The organism is uncultured Clostridium sp. (assembly GCF_963527835.1).
In the GTDB taxonomy this organism is placed as follows: domain Bacteria; phylum Bacillota; class Clostridia; order Clostridiales; family Clostridiaceae; genus Clostridium.
Genome location: NZ_CAURTC010000041.1, coordinates 13708 through 33716 on the forward strand (window position 1 = coordinate 13708; position 20009 = coordinate 33716).

21 protein-coding genes and 1 pseudogene are annotated in these 20009 nt (G+C 27.9%); 2 read left to right on the forward strand and 20 right to left on the reverse strand.

All coding sequences use genetic code 11. The annotated features are described in order from the left end of the window. Positions 1-34 precede the first annotated feature (34 nt). The 20 genes and pseudogenes from RYM86_RS15585 to RYM86_RS15680 all read right to left on the reverse strand — a co-directional run bounded on the left by RYM86_RS15585 (position 35) and on the right by RYM86_RS15680 (position 18338). Positions 35-673, reverse strand: a complete 639-nt coding sequence (locus tag RYM86_RS15585; protein WP_315081636.1) for a hypothetical protein — start codon at positions 671-673, stop codon at positions 35-37. A gap of 157 nt (positions 674-830) precedes the next feature. After that, a complete protein-coding gene (gene atpC, locus RYM86_RS15590; RefSeq protein WP_315081637.1) occupies positions 831-1235 on the reverse strand; it encodes an ATP synthase F1 subunit epsilon in 405 nt (134 codons plus the stop codon). Positions 1236-1248: 13 nt separating this feature from the next. Then, entirely contained in the window at positions 1249-2640 is a 1392-nt protein-coding gene (atpD, locus tag RYM86_RS15595) for a F0F1 ATP synthase subunit beta (RefSeq protein WP_315081638.1), read from the reverse strand. Positions 2641-2655: 15 nt separating this feature from the next. Further along, positions 2656-3507, reverse strand: a complete 852-nt coding sequence (gene atpG, locus RYM86_RS15600; protein WP_315081639.1) for an ATP synthase F1 subunit gamma — start codon at positions 3505-3507, stop codon at positions 2656-2658. 40 nt (positions 3508-3547) lie between these two features. Then, entirely contained in the window at positions 3548-5062 is a 1515-nt protein-coding gene (gene atpA, locus RYM86_RS15605; RefSeq protein ID WP_315081640.1) for a F0F1 ATP synthase subunit alpha, read from the reverse strand. Between the two features lie 10 nt (positions 5063-5072). Next, complete coding sequence (locus RYM86_RS15610; RefSeq protein WP_315081641.1) at positions 5073-5612, reverse strand: F0F1 ATP synthase subunit delta; 540 nt, start codon at positions 5610-5612, stop codon at positions 5073-5075. A 2-nt stretch (positions 5613-5614) separates the two neighbouring features. Further along, complete coding sequence (locus tag RYM86_RS15615) at positions 5615-6094, reverse strand: F0F1 ATP synthase subunit B (protein ID WP_315081642.1); 480 nt, start codon at positions 6092-6094, stop codon at positions 5615-5617. Positions 6095-6144: 50 nt separating this feature from the next. After that, complete coding sequence (gene atpE / locus RYM86_RS15620) at positions 6145-6360, reverse strand: ATP synthase F0 subunit C (protein WP_315081643.1); 216 nt, start codon at positions 6358-6360, stop codon at positions 6145-6147. A 31-nt stretch (positions 6361-6391) separates the two neighbouring features. Beyond that, positions 6392-7072: a F0F1 ATP synthase subunit A gene (locus RYM86_RS15625; RefSeq protein ID WP_315081657.1), complete on the reverse strand. Its 681-nt coding sequence runs from the start codon at positions 7070-7072 to the stop codon at positions 6392-6394. Position 7073: 1 nt separating this feature from the next. After that, a complete protein-coding gene (locus tag RYM86_RS15630; RefSeq protein WP_315081644.1) occupies positions 7074-7439 on the reverse strand; it encodes a hypothetical protein in 366 nt (121 codons plus the stop codon). Positions 7440-8431: 992 nt separating this feature from the next. Continuing rightward, on the reverse strand, positions 8432-9613 hold the full coding sequence (locus tag RYM86_RS15635) for an acetyl-CoA C-acetyltransferase (RefSeq protein ID WP_315081646.1): 1182 nt from the start codon (positions 9611-9613) through the stop codon (positions 8432-8434). 129 nt (positions 9614-9742) lie between these two features. Next, complete coding sequence (gene wecB, locus RYM86_RS15640; RefSeq protein ID WP_315081647.1) at positions 9743-10891, reverse strand: non-hydrolyzing UDP-N-acetylglucosamine 2-epimerase; 1149 nt, start codon at positions 10889-10891, stop codon at positions 9743-9745. A 127-nt stretch (positions 10892-11018) separates the two neighbouring features. Continuing rightward, positions 11019-11513 (reverse strand): deaminase, encoded by a 495-nt coding sequence (locus RYM86_RS15645; protein ID WP_012423888.1) that lies wholly within the window; start codon positions 11511-11513, stop codon positions 11019-11021. A gap of 111 nt (positions 11514-11624) precedes the next feature. Beyond that, positions 11625-12254: a uracil phosphoribosyltransferase gene (gene upp, locus RYM86_RS15650; protein WP_315081649.1), complete on the reverse strand. Its 630-nt coding sequence runs from the start codon at positions 12252-12254 to the stop codon at positions 11625-11627. A gap of 45 nt (positions 12255-12299) precedes the next feature. Next, positions 12300-12749, reverse strand: a complete 450-nt coding sequence (gene rpiB, locus RYM86_RS15655) for a ribose 5-phosphate isomerase B (RefSeq protein WP_315081651.1) — start codon at positions 12747-12749, stop codon at positions 12300-12302. A gap of 122 nt (positions 12750-12871) precedes the next feature. Continuing rightward, complete coding sequence (locus RYM86_RS15660; protein ID WP_315081652.1) at positions 12872-13921, reverse strand: L-threonylcarbamoyladenylate synthase; 1050 nt, start codon at positions 13919-13921, stop codon at positions 12872-12874. Positions 13922-13939: 18 nt separating this feature from the next. Further along, a complete protein-coding gene (locus tag RYM86_RS15665; RefSeq protein WP_315081658.1) occupies positions 13940-14527 on the reverse strand; it encodes a hypothetical protein in 588 nt (195 codons plus the stop codon). 81 nt (positions 14528-14608) lie between these two features. Beyond that, complete coding sequence (gene prfA, locus RYM86_RS15670; RefSeq protein ID WP_012425848.1) at positions 14609-15691, reverse strand: peptide chain release factor 1; 1083 nt, start codon at positions 15689-15691, stop codon at positions 14609-14611. A gap of 265 nt (positions 15692-15956) precedes the next feature. After that, a pseudogene (gene prmC / locus RYM86_RS15675) lies at positions 15957-17721 on the reverse strand (peptide chain release factor N(5)-glutamine methyltransferase). A gap of 29 nt (positions 17722-17750) precedes the next feature. After that, positions 17751-18338: a thymidine kinase gene (locus RYM86_RS15680; protein WP_315081653.1), complete on the reverse strand. Its 588-nt coding sequence runs from the start codon at positions 18336-18338 to the stop codon at positions 17751-17753. Positions 18339-18515: 177 nt separating this feature from the next. On the opposite strand from RYM86_RS15680, the gene rpmE reads away from it, so the two are divergent. Both rpmE and RYM86_RS15690 read left to right on the forward strand, forming a co-directional pair. Beyond that, positions 18516-18725 carry a 50S ribosomal protein L31 gene (rpmE, locus tag RYM86_RS15685; protein WP_003374052.1) on the forward strand — a complete coding sequence of 70 codons (210 nt, stop codon included), beginning with the start codon at positions 18516-18518 and terminating at the stop codon, positions 18723-18725. Positions 18726-18867: 142 nt separating this feature from the next. Next, on the forward strand, positions 18868-19968 hold the full coding sequence (locus RYM86_RS15690; protein WP_315081656.1) for an MGDG synthase family glycosyltransferase: 1101 nt from the start codon (positions 18868-18870) through the stop codon (positions 19966-19968). Positions 19969-20009: the final 41 nt, after the last annotated feature.

The following is a 20009-nucleotide window of genomic DNA, read 5'->3' on the forward strand; positions in this document are numbered from 1 at the left end:
AATTAAAATAAATTGTGTATTTATTTCAATTGTACTAGTATGTTGTAAATATTATAGGTGTTCCAATAATTATATAAGATTTGTCATTATAGCTAATTAGTGCAAAATTCATCTTTTCACCTAATTTTGATATCCCAGTTCCTGTATAACCATTGCTAATACTCAACATATTTAAATTCATAAGAGATGTTAATCCATTAAAATCATTTAATGATTTATCATTATCTATTCTTCCTTTATAATATAAAAATATTTGCACATCTTCTACATTGGTTTTTTTTATGTTCTCTACTAATTCTTCTAAATGTTTTGTATTGTATTTAGAATTTGTATTTATTAAGGTTATTTCAACATATGTGTAATTATCTATTTTCCATAAATTAATACAAGCTTTAACATCATCATTAGAAACATTAAAACTCCTGCCATCAACTTTAGTGTATTTTCCATCCAATTCATCAATTAAATATTTTTTTAAAAATATTTGCTCTGAATTAATGTTCTTCTTAGTTTTAAATTGTACTTTTAACCCATTTTCTTCAAAATTACTTTCATTAACTATGCTATTTTCTAAATTATAAAAAGACTGATTATTGATGTCCTTAGCTGAAATAACTGCCATATTAAAAAATAAAAATAATATGAGCATAAATAAACTATATTTAAACTTCATATTTATACCCCCTGTTCATTTTTTAATTATGAACAGCTATTTAATTTTTTATTCCATTTATCTAGTTAAGTTTATAGTATCAATATATAAATCTTTCGCTAATTTGTGCCAAATAAAAACTTAAAAAAAGCTTAAGAGGATATTCCTCTCAAGCTTTTTAATTCATTTTTTTCAAGTTTATTCTTTCAACAGATCTTAATAACGCTAATTCTGCTCTTTCTTTATCGTATTTATTTCCTTCAAGTAATCTTTTTTCAGCTCTTTCTTTCGCTTTTTCTGCTCTATTTAAATCAATATTATCAGAAAATTCAGCTGATTCACTGAAAATTGTCATTTCATTATTGAATATGCTTGCAATTCCTTTAGAAACAAATATCTTTCTATCTTTTCCTTCAGCATCTGTAAATTCTACAATAGATGATACCGTACTTGTTACCATATTAGCATGATTTGCTAATATTTCCAATCTTCCTACACTATTTCTTAAAAATATTCTTTTTATATTGCCATTAAATATGTCCTTATCAGGGGTAACAATCTTTAATAAAAATGTATCAGCCATACTAATCATCTCCCTATGCTAAACTTTTAGCTTTTTGTACAGCTTCTTCAACTGAACCAATGAATAAGAATGCTGATTCTGGTAAATCGTCATATTTACCCTCTAAAATTTCTTTGAATCCTTTTATTGTTTCTTTTACAGAAACATATTTTCCAGGCATTCCTGTAAATTGTTCACCTACTGTAAATGGTTGTGATAAAAATCTTTGTACTTTTCTTGCTCTAGAAACTACAGCTTTATCTTCATCAGATAATTCATCCACACCTAATATAGCTATAATATCTTGTAATTCTTTGTATCTTTCAAGTATGTTTTTAACCTTTGTAGCTACATTATAATGTTCTTCACCAACAAGTCTAGGATCTAATATTCTTGATGAAGATTCTAATGGATCTACAGCTGGATATATTCCTAATTCAACTATACTTCTTGATAAAACTGTTGTTGCGTCTAGATGTGAGAATGTTGTTGCTGGTGCTGGATCTGTTAAGTCATCAGCAGGAACATAAACTGCTTGAACAGATGTTATAGAACCGTTTTTAGTTGATGTAATTCTCTCTTGAAGTGCACCCATTTCAGTTGCTAATGTTGGTTGATAACCAACAGCTGATGGTATTCTTCCAAGTAATGCTGAAACTTCTGATCCAGCTTGAGTAAATCTAAATATATTATCTATAAATAATAACACATCTTGACCTTTATCTCTAAAATATTCAGCCATAGTTAAACCTGTTAATGCAACTCTCATTCTAGCACCAGGTGGTTCATTCATTTGACCAAATACTAATGCGGTTTTGTCTATAACGCCTGATTCTTTCATTTCATGATAAAGATCATTACCTTCTCTAGATCTTTCTCCAACTCCAGTAAATACTGATAATCCACCATGTTCTTTAGCTATGTTGTTTATTAATTCTTGAATTAATACTGTTTTTCCAACTCCTGCTCCACCAAAAAGACCTATTTTACCACCTCTTTGATATGGTGCAAGTAAATCTATAACCTTGATACCTGTTTCAAACATTTCTGGTTCAACGGCTTGATCTTTAAAGCTTGGTGCTGGTCTATGAATTGGATAAATTTCTTCAGCTTCTACATTTCCTGCATTATCTATTGGCTTTCCTAACACATTAAAAAGTCTTCCTAATACTTGATCTCCTACTGGTACAGAAATAGCTTTTTCTGTATCAACTGCATCCATCCCTCTTTTTAATCCTTCAGTTGCTTCCATAGCAATGGTTCTTACTATATCATCACCGACATGTTGCTCAACCTCAGCAATTAATGTTCTTTCTCCCATGTCAATACTAATTGCATTATATAAATTTGGAAGAGAATCTGAATCAAACTTTATATCAACTACTGGTCCAATTACTTGAACTACTTTTCCAATCTTACCAGGCATAAAAATACCTCCTTACTATTTTTGAGCTTCTGCTCCTCCAACTATTTCTGATATTTCTTGGGTAATAATTTGTTGTCTTATTCTGTTGTATTTTAGATTTAAATTGTCTAATATATCATTTGCATTTTGAGTAGCTCCATTCATAGCTGTCATTCTTGAACTTTGTTCACTACATTTAGCACTTAATAAAATGTTTCTAAACTTACCTTTCAAATGAATGTTTAATGCATTAGTTAAAACTTCTTCACTATTAGGTTCAGTTATAAATTCTTCTGATACACTAGTAATTTTTTCTATTGGTAAAAGTTTTTCTGCTTTTGGTTCTTGTTTTACTGGAGAAACAAAATCTAAGTACGCAACATTAATTTCTGAAACTTCTCCATCTTTATACATTTTAAGAGCATTTTCAAAAACAATTTTAACTTCCTTTACTGTTGGTATATCTGGTATATCAACATAATCAGCTATTGTATCAAGACCTATTCTTTTTACATAACTTAATCCTTTGCTTCCAACAGTAATTACTTTTATGTTTTCTTTTTCATCTCTAACTAAACTATCTAAGTAAGATACTACGGTATTATTATAACTACCACATAAGCCTGTATCTGATGATACTAAAATGTATAATTTATACTTACTTTTGTTAGATTTAAAATAAATATTATCATCATCTTCTGAAATAGTTGATGCAAGCTTTTCTATAATTTTTTCAGTTTCTTCAAAAAACTTTTTATTTACAAATAATTCTTTTCTAGTTTTTCTTAACTTAGAAGTGGCAACAAGTCCCATAGCATTAGTTATTTTTCTTGTACTTTCTACTGACTTTATTCTTCGTTTAATTTCTATAAGTCCAGCTGAACCCATACTTTCTACCTCCTAAAGAAGGGCATAGCTTAAAACTAAGCTATGCTTCTTGTAAAAATATCTTTTTAAACTCAACTATCGCTACTTCTAATTTAGCTTTTATTTCATCTGTTAAAACTTTCTCTTCAGCAATTTGTCTTCCTAATTCTCTATAATGAGTATCTACATATTCTAATAATTCTTTTTCGAATTTCTTTATATCTTCTACTTTTATGTCAGATAAGAAATCATTAACTGCTGTATATAATATAATAACTTGTTTCTCAACTTCTAAAGGCATATATTGATCTTGCTTTAATATTTCAACAAGTCTCTTACCTTTTTCAAGTCTCTTCTTTGAATCTTTATCTAAATCTGATCCAAATTGCGCAAATGCTGCTAATTCTCTATATTGCGCAAGTTCTAGTCTTAAAGTACCTGTTACTTGCTTCATTGCTTTAATCTGAGCATTACCACCAACTCTTGATACTGATATACCAGCATTAACAGCCGGTCTTTGTCCAGAATTAAATAAATCAGATTCTAAGAATATTTGACCATCTGTAATTGATATTACGTTGGTTGGGATGTATGCTGTTATATCTCCAGCTAGTGTTTCTATTATAGGAAGAGCTGTTAATGATCCTCCACCATTTTCTTCTGACAACTTAGCTGCTCTTTCAAGCAATCTTGAATGTATATAGAAAACATCTCCTGGATAAGCTTCTCTGCCTGGTGGTCTTCTAAGAAGTAATGACATTGTTCTATAAGCTACTGCGTGCTTAGATAAATCATCATAAACTATCAATACATCTTTTCCTTGATTCATAAAGTATTCACCAATACTACATCCTGCATATGGCGCAAGATATTGTAATGGAGCAGAATCTGCTGCTGTTGAACTTACTATTATACTGTAATCCATAGCGCCCATTTCAGTTAATGTATTAACTATATGTGCAACTGTAGATTGTTTTTGTCCAATAGCTACATAAATACATATTACATCTTTTCCTTTTTGATTTAATATAGTATCTATAACAAGTGCTGTCTTTCCTGTTTGTCTATCACCTATTATAAGTTCTCTTTGTCCTTTACCTATTGGTATCATCGAATCTATAGCCTTGATTCCTGTTTGCAATGGTTCATTAACAGAACTTCTCTCTATAATGCTAGGTGCTTTAACTTCTATAGGTCTAGTTTGATTTGTGTTTATTGGGCCTTTTCCATCAAGTTCTTCACCTAATGAATTAACAACTCTACCTATTAATGCTTCACCTACTGGAACTTCAACTATTTTTCCTGAACCCTTAACAATATCTCCTTCTTTTATACCTTCTTCATTTCCTAAAAGAACACATCCGACATTGTCTTGTTCTAGATTTAAAGCCATTCCATATACATCATTTGGGAATTCTAGTAATTCACCTTCCATACAATCATCTAATCCATAAACTCTTGAAACTCCATCTCCGACTTGAATTATAGTACCAGAATCTACTGTTTTTATTTGTTTTTCATATTTTTCTATTTCTTTTTTAATAATAGAAGTTATTTCTTCTGGCTTAATATTCATGGATTCACCTCTATTTCTGTTTAAGTATTAAATCTTTCATTTCTTCTATCTTAGATTTGACAGTATTATCTATTACATCATGACCAACTCTTACATAAACTCCACCTAATAAATTACGATCTACTTCCGTTTCAAATAAGATATTTTTATCGTATTTCTTTTGAAAAATATCTCTTAAATTATCAAGTTCATTTGATAAAAGCGGTATAGCTGTCTTTATAATACCTTTTAATGTATTTTTTCTTTCAAGATCTATCTTTTCCATCTCATTTAATTTTTCTCTAAGATAAAGTATTCTATCTTTTTCAATTAATATAAGAAGAAAAGAAAGTAACTCTTCATCAATCTTATTTTTAAAAATATTAATAAATGTTTTCTTTTTTTTCTTTGTACTTATTTGAGGATGCCTTATTACTTCATAAAATTCATGATTATTTTCAATAAGTTCACAAATTTCTCTTAAATCTTGTAAGTACTCATCCACTTTTCCTTTTTTTTCAGCAACTTGGTAAAGTGCTAATGCATATCGCCTATCTAAGTATTCATACATAGCTACATACCTACCTTAGTAATAAAATCGCTTATAAGTTCTCTGTGTTTACTTTCGTCTATGTTTTCTTCTAAAGCCTTAATTGAAAGTTCTATAGCTAAATCTACTGCTTGTTTTTTAATTTCATACTCAGCTTTTTCTTTTTCACGTTGTATATCAGTCTTAGCTCTTTCTAATAAAGATTTAGCTTCTTCATTAGCATCTTCTACTATTTCATCATATACTTTATTTGCTTTTACTTTTTGCTTTTCGGTAATTTTTTTACCTTCTTCTTTAGCTGATTGCAATATTCTTTGATTTTCTAGTAGATACATTCTTGCTTTTTCTGAGTCTTCATCAGCTTTTAATAATTGTTCATCAACAAAATCTTGTCTTTCATTAATTATACCTTTTATTTTATCCCAGAAAAAATGCTTTAAAATAATAACTAGAATACAAAAGTTAATTATTGTCATAAAAATTACTGAATAATTGGTTTCCATATCCTTATCTATATCCTCCCTTCGGAGTCAATATAATCAACTCATAAATATTATTTTGTCAATATCATAAATGCAATTATTAATCCATAAATAGCTGTTGCTTCTGCAAGTCCAGCTCCTATGATTAATGCAGTTTGAATTTTACTTGCTGCTTCTGGTTGTCTTGCAATTGCTTCTGTAGCCTTTCCTGTGGCTAAACCAATTCCAATACCTGCCCCTAATCCTGTTAATACAGCAATACCTGCTCCGATAACTGCTAAATTCATTATAATTCCTCCTTAAAATAAATAAATTTTCTTAATGTTCTGCTGTTGTTTTAATATTAATTATAGTTAACATAGTAAATACTAGCATTTGGATTATACCATCAAATAAATCAAAATATCCATGGACTATTATTGGTAAACCAATTTGAGCTGCCATGCCTATATGACCTAATTTTTCATATACTAAATCAACTAAAATTGTCGCTGCTAACATGTTACCAAAAAGTCTGAGTGCTAAAGATACAGGTAACATAACTCTTTCCATAATATTTATAGGTAACATACCTATAAATGGATGTCCAAAACCTTTTAAATATCCACCTAAGCCATTTCTCTTGATTGCAGTAAAATTAATAACTACAAATGTTGTAATTGCAAGACCAATAGTTACACTTAAGTTTTGTGTTGGCGGTTTTATACCAATTAATCCTGTAAAATTTAATAATAGTAAGTAAATTATCAATGTACCTACATAGGGTACAAACCCTACATAACTTTCTCCCATAGTATTACTAACAAGCGAAGTTACTGTTTCATAAAACTTTTCCAATGCTGCTTGTTTCTTATTCGGCTTTTGTTTTAAATTCTTTGTTAGTAAATACGCCGTTATTGCTACAGCTAGAATTATTATCCATTGAACTATTATTTCCGGAATAACATCTACTGGGAAATTTCCAATTTTAAAGGAAAATACAACCTTACTGGGTTCCACTTTAAACACTTCCTTTCTCCCTCTTTATAGAGTTAAATGTTAAAAATACATAATGTGAGATAAAGCCACACATATAAAAAGAAATGTATTCTACATTTTTTATAAAAGGTAATAATGCTAAAATTACAATACCTATTTTTAATGGTACACTCATAGTTATGTATTTATTTTTATTACTATATCCTAAGAAACTTATGATAATATAAACATTTATCATAAAGTTAATTAAGGATATTATAATACCTGTAAAATATATACTTGCATCCTTAAAAGAAAAAAGGATACTTATAATTAAAGATACTAAAAGTCCACCCCTTAAATCTAATTTAATCATATCTTTAAGAAGCTTAATCGGCTCTCTATTCATAATTCTCTCCTCTTGACTTCAATATCAGATATTATATAACCATATCAAGCTTTAATAAAATACTATTTATACTAATAAATTGCTTTTTATCATCATAGGATGTATTTATCTTCTGTTTCCTTTGGTATATGTAGGTAATTTTCTTGTTTAATCAATTTATCTACAAAAATAAATTAATCAATATCAATTCTTGCAATTATCAGAATATTCATTTTTTTGAATATTTTATTTTTTTTCATGATATCATTTTCAACGATTGTTTTACATGAATATATAAGTTTTATTAAGCTTTATTAAACTTTATCATTGAAAATTTTTATCATTTTGTAAAACATTGTCGTTTTTGTTTTTGTACTAATGAATATAAAAAATTGGTTTTATTCAATATTTTTTTTCAATATTCGCCATCAAACCCAGTAACAAGCTTATAATCACTTTATTAAGTAGTATTCATAATTGTTTAATTCAATATTGTTCTTTACATCTTGCATATATTTTTATTACATATACACTAAAATAAATTGTAATTGAAAATTTTGTAAGAATTCATTCATAATTATTATACTTATATTATGTAATTTTATTACCTTTTATTATAATAAAATGTAATAATTCATTGTAAATACATTTTAAAACTGAATTTATAAATTAATTCTTCATTTATAAAGTCTAATCTTAAAATCTTATTTAAGTACTTTAACCTTAGTTTTGTAAAAACTCTTTAATATTCTAAATTTTAATTATCTTAGTTTTATAAAAGCTTATTTTAACTTTTAAAGAACATTTGATCCAAAGAAACAAAGTAACTAAACTAAGTTTTAATTAAAATATGATTATTTTTTATTCTTTAGAGATGCTCATCATCCCTTTAAAACACGGTATTCTAGAAATTATCCACAGATTTAATATTTTTACAATTTCCTAAAGAATAAAAAAATTGCTATGATTAAATAATCATAGCAATTTTCTTGAGAGTAATTAGTAACTACTAATTATAGTCTTTCAACTATAAGAGCAGTTCCCATTCCTCCACCTATACAAAGTGTTGCTAAACCTTTTTTAGCATCTCTTTTTTCCATTTCATGAAGTAATGTTACAAGAATTCTAGCACCAGATGCTCCAACTGGATGTCCTAATGCAATAGCTCCTCCATTAACATTAACTTTTTCCATATCAAATCCTAAATCTTTAGCAACTGCTAAACTTTGAGCTGCGAAAGCTTCATTAGCTTCTACTAAATCTAAATCAGCAATAGTTAAGTTAGCTTCTTCTAAAGCTTTCTTAGTTGCATGGAATGGTCCGTATCCCATTATAGCTGGATCTAATCCTTTTGATCCGTAAGAAAGTATTTTAGCTAATGGCTTAACTCCTAATTCTGCTGCTTTTTCAGCACTCATAACAACGAAAGCTGCTGCTCCGTCATTTATTCCTGAAGCATTACCTGCTGTAACTGTTCCTTCTTTAATGAAAGCTGGTTTTAATTTACCTAAAGATTCTTTAGTTGTTCCGAATCTTGGGAATTCATCAGTATCAAATACTTTTGGTTCTCCCTTTCTTTGTGGAATCATAACTGGAACTATTTCATCTTTAAATCTTCCACTTTCGATTGCTTTTTGAGCCTTTTGTTGAGATGCAGCTGAGAAAGCATCTTGTTCTTCTCTAGTTAATCCCCATTGTTTTGCGATATTTTCAGCAGTAACACCCATATGATAGTTGTTAAATGCATCCCATAATCCATCTTTGATCATAGTATCAACCATTTTAGCGTCGCCCATTCTTTGGCCCCATCTAGCACCTGGTAATACATATGGTGCAGCTGACATGTTTTCCATACCACCAGCAACTATAACATCTGCGTCTCCTGCTTTTATCATTTGAGCTGCTAAACTAACTGCTCTTAATCCAGAACCACAAACTTTATTAATTGTCATAGCAGGAACTTCATTAGGTAAACCTGCTTTTAAAGTTGATTGTCTAGCTGGGTTTTGTCCTAAACCAGCTTGTATAACATTACCCATTATAACTTCTTCAACAGCTTCTGGTTTAACACCTGCTCTGTTTAAAGCTTCTTTAATTACAGTTGCTCCTAAATCTACTGCTGAAACAGTTTTTAATGCTCCACCAAAGCTTCCAAGAGCTGTTCTTACTGCACTTACAATAACTACTTCTTTCATGTGTAAATCCTCCTAAAAATTATATATATTTAATATCCTTATCGTTAAATTATTAACATAACATAATTATACATTTAATTTTTTTATTAATCAAGACTTTATTGTTAAATTTTAAACAAAGTTTATATTTTATATTTTAAATTCTTCAACTTCTTTTTCGCTTAATTCAAAATATTTCAATATAGCATCAGCTATTCTAATTGAAGCAACACCATCTCCATATGGATTTACTGATTTACTCATACTGCTATATGCATCAACATCATTTAATAATTTATTTGCTTCACCCACTATTTTTTCTACATCAGTACCAACCAGTTTAACTGTTCCATATTGTACTGCTTCTGGTCTTTCTGTAACGTCTCTTAGCACTAATACTGGTTTTCCTAAATGTGGTGCTTCTTCTTGTAACCCACCTGAATCAGTCATAACTAAATATGATTTATTCATTAAATTATGAGTTTCTTTAGTGTCTAGTGGTGGCAATAAATGCACTCTATCTAGATTTCCTAATTTTTCAAAGACTACATCTTTAACAATTGGATTTAAATGAACTAAATATACTAATTCAACATCTTCATTGTTTATAACAATTTCCTTTAATGAATCACAAATATTATTTATTCCTTCCCCCCAATTTTCTCTTCTATGAGCTGTTACCATTATAACTTTTTTATTAAAATCTATTTTCTTTAATTCTTCATTTTCAAATTCATAATTTTCTTCTACGGTGTGCTCCATAGCATCTATAACTGTATTTCCAGTTATATAAATAATACCTTCTGAAATACCTTCTTTTAATAAATTTTCTTTAGAGCTTTTTGTTGGTGCAAAATGTAAGTCAGATAAGTTTCCTGTTAACCTTCTATTCATTTCTTCAGGAAATGGAAAATATTTATTAAAGGTTCTAAGTCCCGCTTCTACATGGCCAACTTTTATTTGCTTATAAAATGCCGCTAATGCTCCTGCAAAAGTTGTTGTAGTATCTCCATGTACTAATATCATATCTGGCTTTTCTTGTTCAAATATTTCTTCTAGCCCCTCCAATACCTTATTTGTTATTCCAGTTAAAGTTTGTCTTGTTTTCATTATATTTAAATCAAAGTCTGGTTTTATATTAAATAATTCTAAAACTTGATCCAACATTTCTCTGTGTTGAGCTGTAACACACACCTTAGCTTCTATTTCTTCTCTTTTCTTTAATTCTTGAACTAGTGGAGCCATTTTTATTGCTTCAGGTCTCGTTCCAAATATAGTTATAATTTTCTTTTTACTCATAGTATTTCCTCCAATCTGCAATAATAGATCTTGACTACTTATTTTTCATATATAAAGATCTATTAATTCTTGTCAGTATTTTTTGCATTATCTTTGTATATATTCTAATTTAATATCTATAATCTTTTTAATAACCAAAGTTCTCATCTATATTTAATGAATCATCATTTTTTATCCAATCTTCTACATCTATTTTAAGATAATTTTCTTTATCTTTTCTTATAACAACATAAGAAATTCCAGCATTAATTATCAGTCTTTTACACATAGAACATGAATTAGCATTTTCAACATACTCTCTTGTCTTAACATCTCTTCCTACCAGATATAATGTTGCTCCAATCATATCTCTTCGTGATGCACTAATTATAGCATTAGCCTCACTATGTACACTTCTGCAAAGTTCATAATGTGTTCCTCTAGGCACTTGTAATTTTTCTCTTATACAACTATTAATATCTATACAGTTCTTTCTACCTCTTGGAGCTCCAGTGTATCCTGTTGATATTATTTCATCATTTTTAACTATTATTGAACCGTAATTTCTTCTTAGGCATGTACCTCTTTCCAATACAGTTTCAGCAATATCTAAATAATAATTTTCTTTTATTGTTCTTTCCATTTTTAATTCTCCTAAAAATAACATTATTTATGTTAATTATAACAGATAAATTTAAAAGGAGTATCTTTAAATTTTTTATTTAAGATACTCCTTTTCTAATACTATAAGATATTATTTAGTTCCGAATAATCTATCTCCGGCATCGCCTAAGCCAGGAACTATATAACCTTTTTCATTTAATTTTTCATCTATAGAAGCCACATATATATCTACATCAGGATGTTTTTCTTGTACTAATTTGATTCCTTCAGGAGCTGATATTAAACACATTAGTTTTAAATTTTTAGCTCCTTTTTCTTTTAGCATAGTTAAAGCATCTGCTGCTGAACCACCTGTTGCAAGCATTGGATCCACAACTATAACATCTCTTTCTTCTATATCTTTTGGAAGCTTACAAAAATATTCTACTGGTTGTAATGTTTCTTCATCTCTATATAATCCTATATGACCGATCTTTGCAGCTGGTATTAAACTAAGAACACCATCAACCATTCCAAGACCTGCTCTTAAGATAGGCACTATAGCCATTTTCTTTCCAGAAACAACTCTACATTTTGTTTTACAAACAGGAGTTTCAATTTCTACTTCATCCATATTTATATCTCTTGTTGCTTCATAAGTTAGTAACATTGAGATTTCTTTTACTAATTCCTTAAAATCCTTTGATCCTGTATCCTTACTTCTTACCATTGAAAGCTTATGTAGCACTAATGGATGATTAACTTCAATTACTTTACTCATATTTATCCCTCCAAAATTAAATGTTTAAATATATTAAAATTAATATTATTTACTGTATTTAGCTTCTATTGCACTAATCTTATCTATTCTCTTTTGATGTCTATCACCTTCAAACTCAGATGATATAAAAGTTTTTACTATATCTAAAGCAAGGCCAATTCCAACAACTCTTTGACCCATTGTTAATATATTTGCATTATTATGTTGTCTTGTTGCATGTGCACTAAAAGTATCTGAACATAATGCAGCTCTTATTCCTGGAACCTTATTAGCTGCAATTCCTATACCTATTCCTGTACCACAAATTAATATTCCAAGTTCAAATTCCTTAGCTACAACAGCTTCTGCTACTGGTAATGATATATCTGGATAATCGCAAGATTCTGTTGAATGTGTACCAAAATCTTTAACTTCATGTCCTTCACTTTCTAGAAATTTTATAATTTCTTGTTTTAATTCAAATCCACCATGATCGCATCCGATTGCTAATTTCATAATCAAAACCTCCATACTATATATATCTATTCATAAAAAAAGAAGAAAAAGTAGATTATTAAACTTTATCTTCCTCTTATTTTAAGCAATAATCAAAATCTTATTTATATATTCTTGTAAAATTATACTTCTATAATATCAAATCCAGCGGCTTTATTTAGTCTATTCATAATAGCTATTCCTACACCTTTTTCTTCATAAGCCTCTGCTAATATTACATCTGCACCTAAATCATCGCATTTTCTTAATGATTCAAATAAATTTTGTGCAATCATAAGTAAATTTTCTCTACTACCTAGTACTACTTTGATTCCCTTATTATATTCTTTTTCATTTTCTTGTATTGTAAGTATACACACCTTTTTATTATTATCTATATAATAATCTACCATTTCTTTAATTTTTTCAATAGTTTTTTTTCTTTCACCTGAAATTATCTTAACTTTAGCTTTAGGTGCATAGTGTCTATATTTCATTCCTGGTGCTTTTGGTTTTAAGTCACCAGTACTTTTTTTCATTATAGCACCATCTATTTCTATTCTATTATCTATCTCTTTTAACATTTCTAAAGTTATTCCACCAGGTCTTAGCACTAATGGCGGATTAACTGTACAATCTAATATTGTTGATTCTAATCCTATATCACTTTTATTTCCGCCAACTATACAGTCTACTCTGCCTGACAAATCTTCTATACATCTTTCTACATCTGTTGGGCTAGGTCTTCCACTTATATTAGCAGATGGTGCTGCAATAACTGTATTAGACATCTCTATTAATTTTAATGCTATTTCATTATTAGGCATTCTTATTCCTATAGTATCTAAATCAGCACTAGTCATATTAGGAATTATAGACTTCTTCTTTAAAATCAATGTTAATGGACCTGGCCAATATTTATCTATTAATTTTTGAGCTATGTCTGGTATATCTTCAATTAAACTTTGTATATTCTTTGATGCAACATGAACAATTAAAGGATTATCTTGTGGTCTTCCTTTAGCTATGAAAATTTTTTTAACAGCGTCTTCATTTAATGCATCAGAACCTAACCCATATACAGTTTCTGTTGGAAAGGCAACTATGCCACCATCTTTTATTATTTGTGCTGCTTCTTTCATCTTTTCTTCATCATCAATAATATTATTAATTTTTATAATATTGGTATTCAAAATATGTGCCTTCTTTCTTTAAACTATTGTTTGTCCTCGTGCAATCTTTATATTTTGTATACTATAATCAGTATATATAGCTTTAACACAATTTCTATATATGCAGTCTAATAATAAATACTTCTTTAATCCACCTTTTCTTACTATTTGAAAATAGTAAGTTTTATTTGGATTTTTATCCTGTATCTTCTCATATTCCTTTTTGAGTTTAGGATGTCTTTTTAGAAAATTAGGTGGTACAGGCCTAAGTAAACTATTTTTAAATGATATACTTGTAATAATAATTATTTCCATATCATAATCTGATTTATTAGTATGTACTAAAACAACTTTATCGCATAATATTAATGATGTAGTTGCTAATATTCCCGTTTTAAACGTTAGACGATTATTATTACATTTGTATTCTACCTTGTATCCATTTAATTTAATAAGTATAGAAATTACTATTAAAAATTCAATTAAGGTTAAATATATTAAATAAAATACATTTAAAAGATTAGTTATTAATAAAACTGCTGGTAGTGTAATTGCTAATATTATCATAAATATTATGAATCTTTTTAAAGATGACTTTTCCTTCTTTATAGCAGTGTAAATATCTATAACCTCACCCCCTATTATTTAAAAGCCTCACATTCTAAAATGCAAGGCTATTAAATAATGTCTGACATTTAAAGTAATGCCCTACATTTCACTATTTCCCATTTTTTGCATTTTCTCTGCTTGGTCTGCAGTTATTAATGCATTTATCATTTCTTGAACATCTCCATCTAAGAATGAATCCAATTTATATAATGTTAATCCAATTCTATGGTCAGTAATTCTTCCTTGTGGATAGTTGTATGTTCTTATTCTTTCACTTCTATCACCAGTTCCTACTTGGCTCTTTCTATCAGCAGCTATTCCATCTGCTCTTTCTTGTTCTGCTTTCTCAAATAATCTTGATCTAAGAACTTTCATAGCTTTTTCTTTATTTTTTAATTGAGATTTTTCATCTTGACATGATACAACAAGACCACTAGGTAAATGTGTTATTCTTACAGCTGAATCTGTAGTATTAACGCATTGTCCACCATGACCAGAAGCTCTAAATACATCTATTCTAACATCTTTATCTGCTATTTCTATTTCAACATCATCAACTTCTGGTAATACTGCTACTGTTACGGTTGAAGTATGTATTCTTCCACTAGATTCTGTATCTGGAACTCTTTGAACTCTATGTACTCCACTTTCATACTTTAATTTTGAGTATGCTCCATTTCCTTTAATCATAAAGACAACTTCTTTAAATCCACCAATATCAGTTTCATTTAAACTCATTATTTCTGTAGACCATCTTTGTCTTTCAGCATATCTTGTATACATTCTAAATAAATTGTATGCAAATAAAGCAGCTTCTTCTCCGCCTGCTCCGCCTCTTATTTCAACAAAAACATTCTTATCGTCATTTGGATCTTTAGGAAGTAATAATATTTGAATTTCTTTTTCTAATTCTACTTCTCTTTGAGATAAAGATGCTATTTCTTCATTTAGCATTTCTTTCATTTCTCTATCGCTTTCATCACTTAGCATCTCTTTATTAACTTGTAAATCTTCAATTACTTGTTTGTATTCTTTATATGCATTAACAATGATTTCTAAGTCAGCTTGTTCTTTACATAACTTTCTCCATTCATTTTGATTTTGCATAATTGATGGGTCACTAATTTTAACTGATAGTTCATCATACTTATTTTCTATAAAGGCTAATTTATCTAATAACATTTAATCACTCCGTAATTCATTTTTACACATATCATATATAAAATATTTTTAATAATATATTTTAATTTCACTTCAAAATTTCTGTTAAATATGGTCTTATTAAATGAAACATTATTTTCTTAAATTAAAGACCACTTAGTATTATAGCATATTTTAAAACTTTTAATCAATAATCAGATATACATAGAATATATTCTTTAGCTAATTAAATTTATTATACCCTCTTATATAAAAATAAATTTATAATACTTTTACATTTAAACTCTTATTTATAATATTTTCCTATTGCTACTCTATCTAATCCTGCTAAATCTTTTACTATTTTTACTTCAATAAAATTTTTCTCTTCCATTAGTTCTTTTACATCAGTACCTTGATTATAACCTATTTCAAATGCCAATATTCCACTTTCATTTAAAACATTTATACTCTCATTTATTATTCTTTTATAAAAATCTAATCCATCTTTTCCACCACTTAAAGCCGTGTGTGGTTCATAATTTTTAACATCCTCCATTAAATCATTTATTTCGCATTCTTCTATATAAGGTGGATTAGAAACTATAATATCATATTTCTTTGCATCATTTATACTTTTATTTAATAAATCACTTTTTATAAAACTTGCTCTATCTGAAACATTAGATTTTTCTATATTAACTAATGTAACTTTTTCTGGTGTTTCATAATAATCAATTAAATCTACATTAATATTTTTCCTTAAATTAGCTAATGCTATTCCTATTGCACCTGATCCACAACATAAGTCACATATGCTTTTACTATCATTTTCATTTATATGCTTTAGTACTTCTTCAACTAATATTTCCGTATCCGCTCTTGGAATAAGCACACCTGATTCTACATAGAAATTCATATTCATAAATTCGCATTCATTTAATATATATTTAACTGGCATTTTTTCTTTTCTCTTATTAATAAGTTCCATATATATTTTTTCATTTGTTTTATCTATTTTTTCTTCTCTATGTGTTATTAAATATATTTTTTCTTTATTCAATACTTTTCCTAATATTAATTCTGCATCTAATCTTGAAGTATTAATTCCACATTCCTTCAAAATAGCAGTTCCTACATTTAATAACTCACCTACACTTTTATTATTCATCATCTTTAATACCTTCCGCTGCTTTAAGTGATGCAATTGCAACTTCTATCTGAAAATCATCTGGCTCTTTTGTAGTTAAGCATTGTAATTTTAATCCTGGCCATGCAATTGCTTTTGCTAGAGAATTATTATTCTTTCCTAGCCATTTTATCAATTCATAAGTAATCCCTGTAATTACAGGAATTAATACAATTCTTAATATCAATCTTTCAGTAATACTTCCCCATCCTGTAAAAGAAAATACAATTATACTAACAAACATTATTAAAAATAAAAAATTTGTTCCACATCTAGGATGAAATCTACTACATTTTTTAACATTTTCCACAGTTAACTCATCTTCATTTTCATAACAAAATATAGTTTTATGTTCTGCTCCATGATATTCTAGAACCCTATATATATCATCTAATTTACTTATAATAAACATATAACCTATAAGTATAATTATTCTAATAATAGCTTCTATAAAATTTAACAAAACATGAGATGTAGTAAATTTTTTAAACAAAGCCGCCATACTAGTTGGCAATAATACAAAAAGAGCTATAGATATCATAAATGAAAATATTAAAGTTATAGCCATTATTAAATCATTAGATTTGTCTCCTAATTTTTCATTAATCCATTTTTCAAATTTTGAAGGTTCCTCATCTTCATCAAAAAATGATGCAGAATAATTTAACGAATTCATTCCAACTTTTAGTGAATCAATTAATATAAAAAAACCTCTCAAAAAAGGAATATTTAAAAATTTATATTTTTTAGTTATTGATTCTGCTCTGTCCATTTTTACTTCTATATTTCCCTTTGAAGTTCTAACAGCTGTAGCTAAACCTTTGCTACCTCTCATCATTACGCCTTCAATAACTGCTTGACCTCCAACATCGCATCTCTTCATACCTGTTCTCCCCAATTACCAATTATTTTTTAATTAATCTTTTTATATTTGTAATAACATTGCCCACATAAAGATTCATAATAAACATCATTTTCTTCATCTATTGCCACTTGTTGTCCTTCAAATACAAATCTACCATTAATTTTTCTACCATTTAATATAGCTTTTTTTCCACATTCACATATTGTTTTCATTTCTTCAATACTGTGTGCTAATAATAATAATCTTGTACTTCCTTCAAATCCATTCATTTTAAAATCCGTTCTTAATCCATAACATATAATAGGAATATCTAATGTAACAGCAATCTTAAATAACTGATCTATTTGATTTGTTTTCATAAACTGCACTTCGTCAACTAAAAGACAATCAATCTTTGATTTTTTATTTATATATTCTGATACTAAATCAAAAATATTATCTTTTTCTGAAATCATAATATCTACTTTTTTTTCAACACCAAGTCTAGATACTATTTTATCTCCACCTTTATTATCAACAGAAGGTTTTATAAGAACTACATTCATACCTCGTTCTTCATAATTATGAGCTACCTGCATTAAATGAGTAGATTTTCCAGAATTCATTGCTCCATACCTAAAATATAATTTGCTCATGCTTAAATACTCCTCTTCTTTTAATTATCTTAATCGATTATAACATTTAATAGATATGTAAAAAAGAGCTTTTTACTACCATAAATTTGCATTGACCGTTATATTACGCTATGATATAATTTAATAGCTATTTAATAATAGTAATAATAAGTTAACTTATTGGAAGAGGTGAAAAATATGAAACAAGGCATACATCCAGAATACCACACAGACGCAGTGGTTAAGTGTGCATGTGGAAACAGTTTTACAACTGGTTCTGTTAAAGAAGAACTTAAAGTTGAAATATGCTCTAAATGCCACCCATTCTTCACTGGTAAGCAAAAGATCGTTGACGTTGGCGGTAGAGTTGAAAAATTCAACAAAAGATTCAATCTTGATACTAAATAGAACGTTAAGGGAAAGACTTAGTCTTTCCCATTTTCTTTTTTATTTACATATGATTAAAAGCTCTTATAAATAAATAGTTTATCCTATTTAAAAATTGTGATAAACTACTTGTATGTAATTTAGTAGAAATGAGTGGAATTTAATGAAAAAAGTTTTAATTTTAACAACTTCTACAGGGCAAGGTCATAACCAAGCAGCAGATTCAATATCTGCTTCATTTGAGAACTCTGGATACGAAACTATAAAATATGATTTTTTATATAAAAGCAGTAAATTTTTAAATAACTTAATTGTAACAGGATATGAAATTTTAGCATGTAGATTTCCATATTTTTATGGATTATTTTATAAATGTACAAATAACAGATTTACTAATATATTATTAAAAATTCTTTTTGTATTTACTAAAAAGAAATTATTTAAACTAGTAAATGATACTAATCCAGATATAATAGTTGCTACTCATGCATTATCTATTAATATGGTTTCATCATTAAAAAAACAAGGTTTAAATATACCTTATATATTGATTGTTACGGATTTTAAAGCACATTATACTTATATAAGTAAATATGTAGACGCTTATATTACTGGAAGCGACTACACAAAACACTCATTAATAGATAAAGGAATAAATCCAGGTATAATATATCCGATTGGTATTCCTATTAAGAAGATTTTTTATAATAGAAATAATTCTATTATAAATTTAAATGATGAGTATTTCAATTTATTATTAATGAGTGGAAGTCTTGGATTAAACACAATCTCATTAGTTTTAAAAGAATTATTAAAAAGTCCCCATAAGCTAAGAATAACTGTAGTTTGTGGGAAAAATAAAAAATTAGAAAACTCTTTAAATGATTACTGTAACAGTAATTCTTATAACAATAAAAAATTACATATATTAGGATTTACAAAAGATATTCCTATATTAATGGATTATTGCGATATAATAATTTCAAAACCTGGTGGATTAACCGTAACCGAATCTATAGTTAAAAATATTCCTTTAATAATTCCATTTGCAATTCCAGGACAAGAAATGGAAAATACAGATTTTTTAGTTAAATCAGGTTGTTCACTTTATATAAAAGATTTAACTAAAATAAATAATACTATAGATTATTTAATTAACAATCCTATTGAACTAAAAAATTTAAAAGATAAATTAGTACTTCAATCATCTAACTATAGTGTAGATGAAATTGTAAATATAGCTGAAAATTTAACAATCGAGTAGGAGCTAAATAATTATTTTATTTAGCGTCCTCTCACACCACC

Excerpts from the sequence above, each read along its gene's own strand:
- RYM86_RS15585 (WP_315081636.1), bottom strand. The coding sequence starts at position 673 with ATGAAGTTTAAATATAGTTTATTTATGCTCATATTATTTTTATTTTTT.
- atpC (WP_315081637.1), bottom strand. The coding sequence starts at position 1,235 with ATGGCTGATACATTTTTATTAAAGATTGTTACCCCTGATAAGGACATA.
- atpD (WP_315081638.1), bottom strand. The coding sequence starts at position 2,640 with ATGCCTGGTAAGATTGGAAAAGTAGTTCAAGTAATTGGACCAGTAGTT.
- atpG (WP_315081639.1), bottom strand. The coding sequence starts at position 3,507 with ATGGGTTCAGCTGGACTTATAGAAATTAAACGAAGAATAAAGTCAGTA.
- atpA (WP_315081640.1), bottom strand. The coding sequence starts at position 5,062 with ATGAATATTAAGCCAGAAGAAATAACTTCTATTATTAAAAAAGAAATA.
- RYM86_RS15610 (WP_315081641.1), bottom strand. The coding sequence starts at position 5,612 with ATGTATGAATACTTAGATAGGCGATATGCATTAGCACTTTACCAAGTT.
- RYM86_RS15615 (WP_315081642.1), bottom strand. The coding sequence starts at position 6,094 with ATGGAAACCAATTATTCAGTAATTTTTATGACAATAATTAACTTTTGT.
- atpE (WP_315081643.1), bottom strand. The coding sequence starts at position 6,360 with ATGAATTTAGCAGTTATCGGAGCAGGTATTGCTGTATTAACAGGATTA.
- RYM86_RS15630 (WP_315081644.1), bottom strand. The coding sequence starts at position 7,439 with ATGAATAGAGAGCCGATTAAGCTTCTTAAAGATATGATTAAATTAGAT.
- RYM86_RS15635 (WP_315081646.1), bottom strand. The coding sequence starts at position 9,613 with ATGAAAGAAGTAGTTATTGTAAGTGCAGTAAGAACAGCTCTTGGAAGC.
- wecB (WP_315081647.1), bottom strand. The coding sequence starts at position 10,891 with ATGAGTAAAAAGAAAATTATAACTATATTTGGAACGAGACCTGAAGCA.
- RYM86_RS15645 (WP_012423888.1), bottom strand. The coding sequence starts at position 11,513 with ATGGAAAGAACAATAAAAGAAAATTATTATTTAGATATTGCTGAAACT.
- upp (WP_315081649.1), bottom strand. The coding sequence starts at position 12,254 with ATGAGTAAAGTAATTGAAGTTAATCATCCATTAGTGCTACATAAGCTT.
- rpiB (WP_315081651.1), bottom strand. The coding sequence starts at position 12,749 with ATGAAATTAGCAATCGGATGCGATCATGGTGGATTTGAATTAAAACAA.
- prfA (WP_012425848.1), bottom strand. The coding sequence starts at position 15,691 with ATGTTATTAGATAAATTAGCCTTTATAGAAAATAAGTATGATGAACTA.
- RYM86_RS15680 (WP_315081653.1), bottom strand. The coding sequence starts at position 18,338 with ATGAGCAAATTATATTTTAGGTATGGAGCAATGAATTCTGGAAAATCT.
- rpmE (WP_003374052.1), top strand. The coding sequence starts at position 18,516 with ATGAAACAAGGCATACATCCAGAATACCACACAGACGCAGTGGTTAAG.
- RYM86_RS15690 (WP_315081656.1), top strand. The coding sequence starts at position 18,868 with ATGAAAAAAGTTTTAATTTTAACAACTTCTACAGGGCAAGGTCATAAC.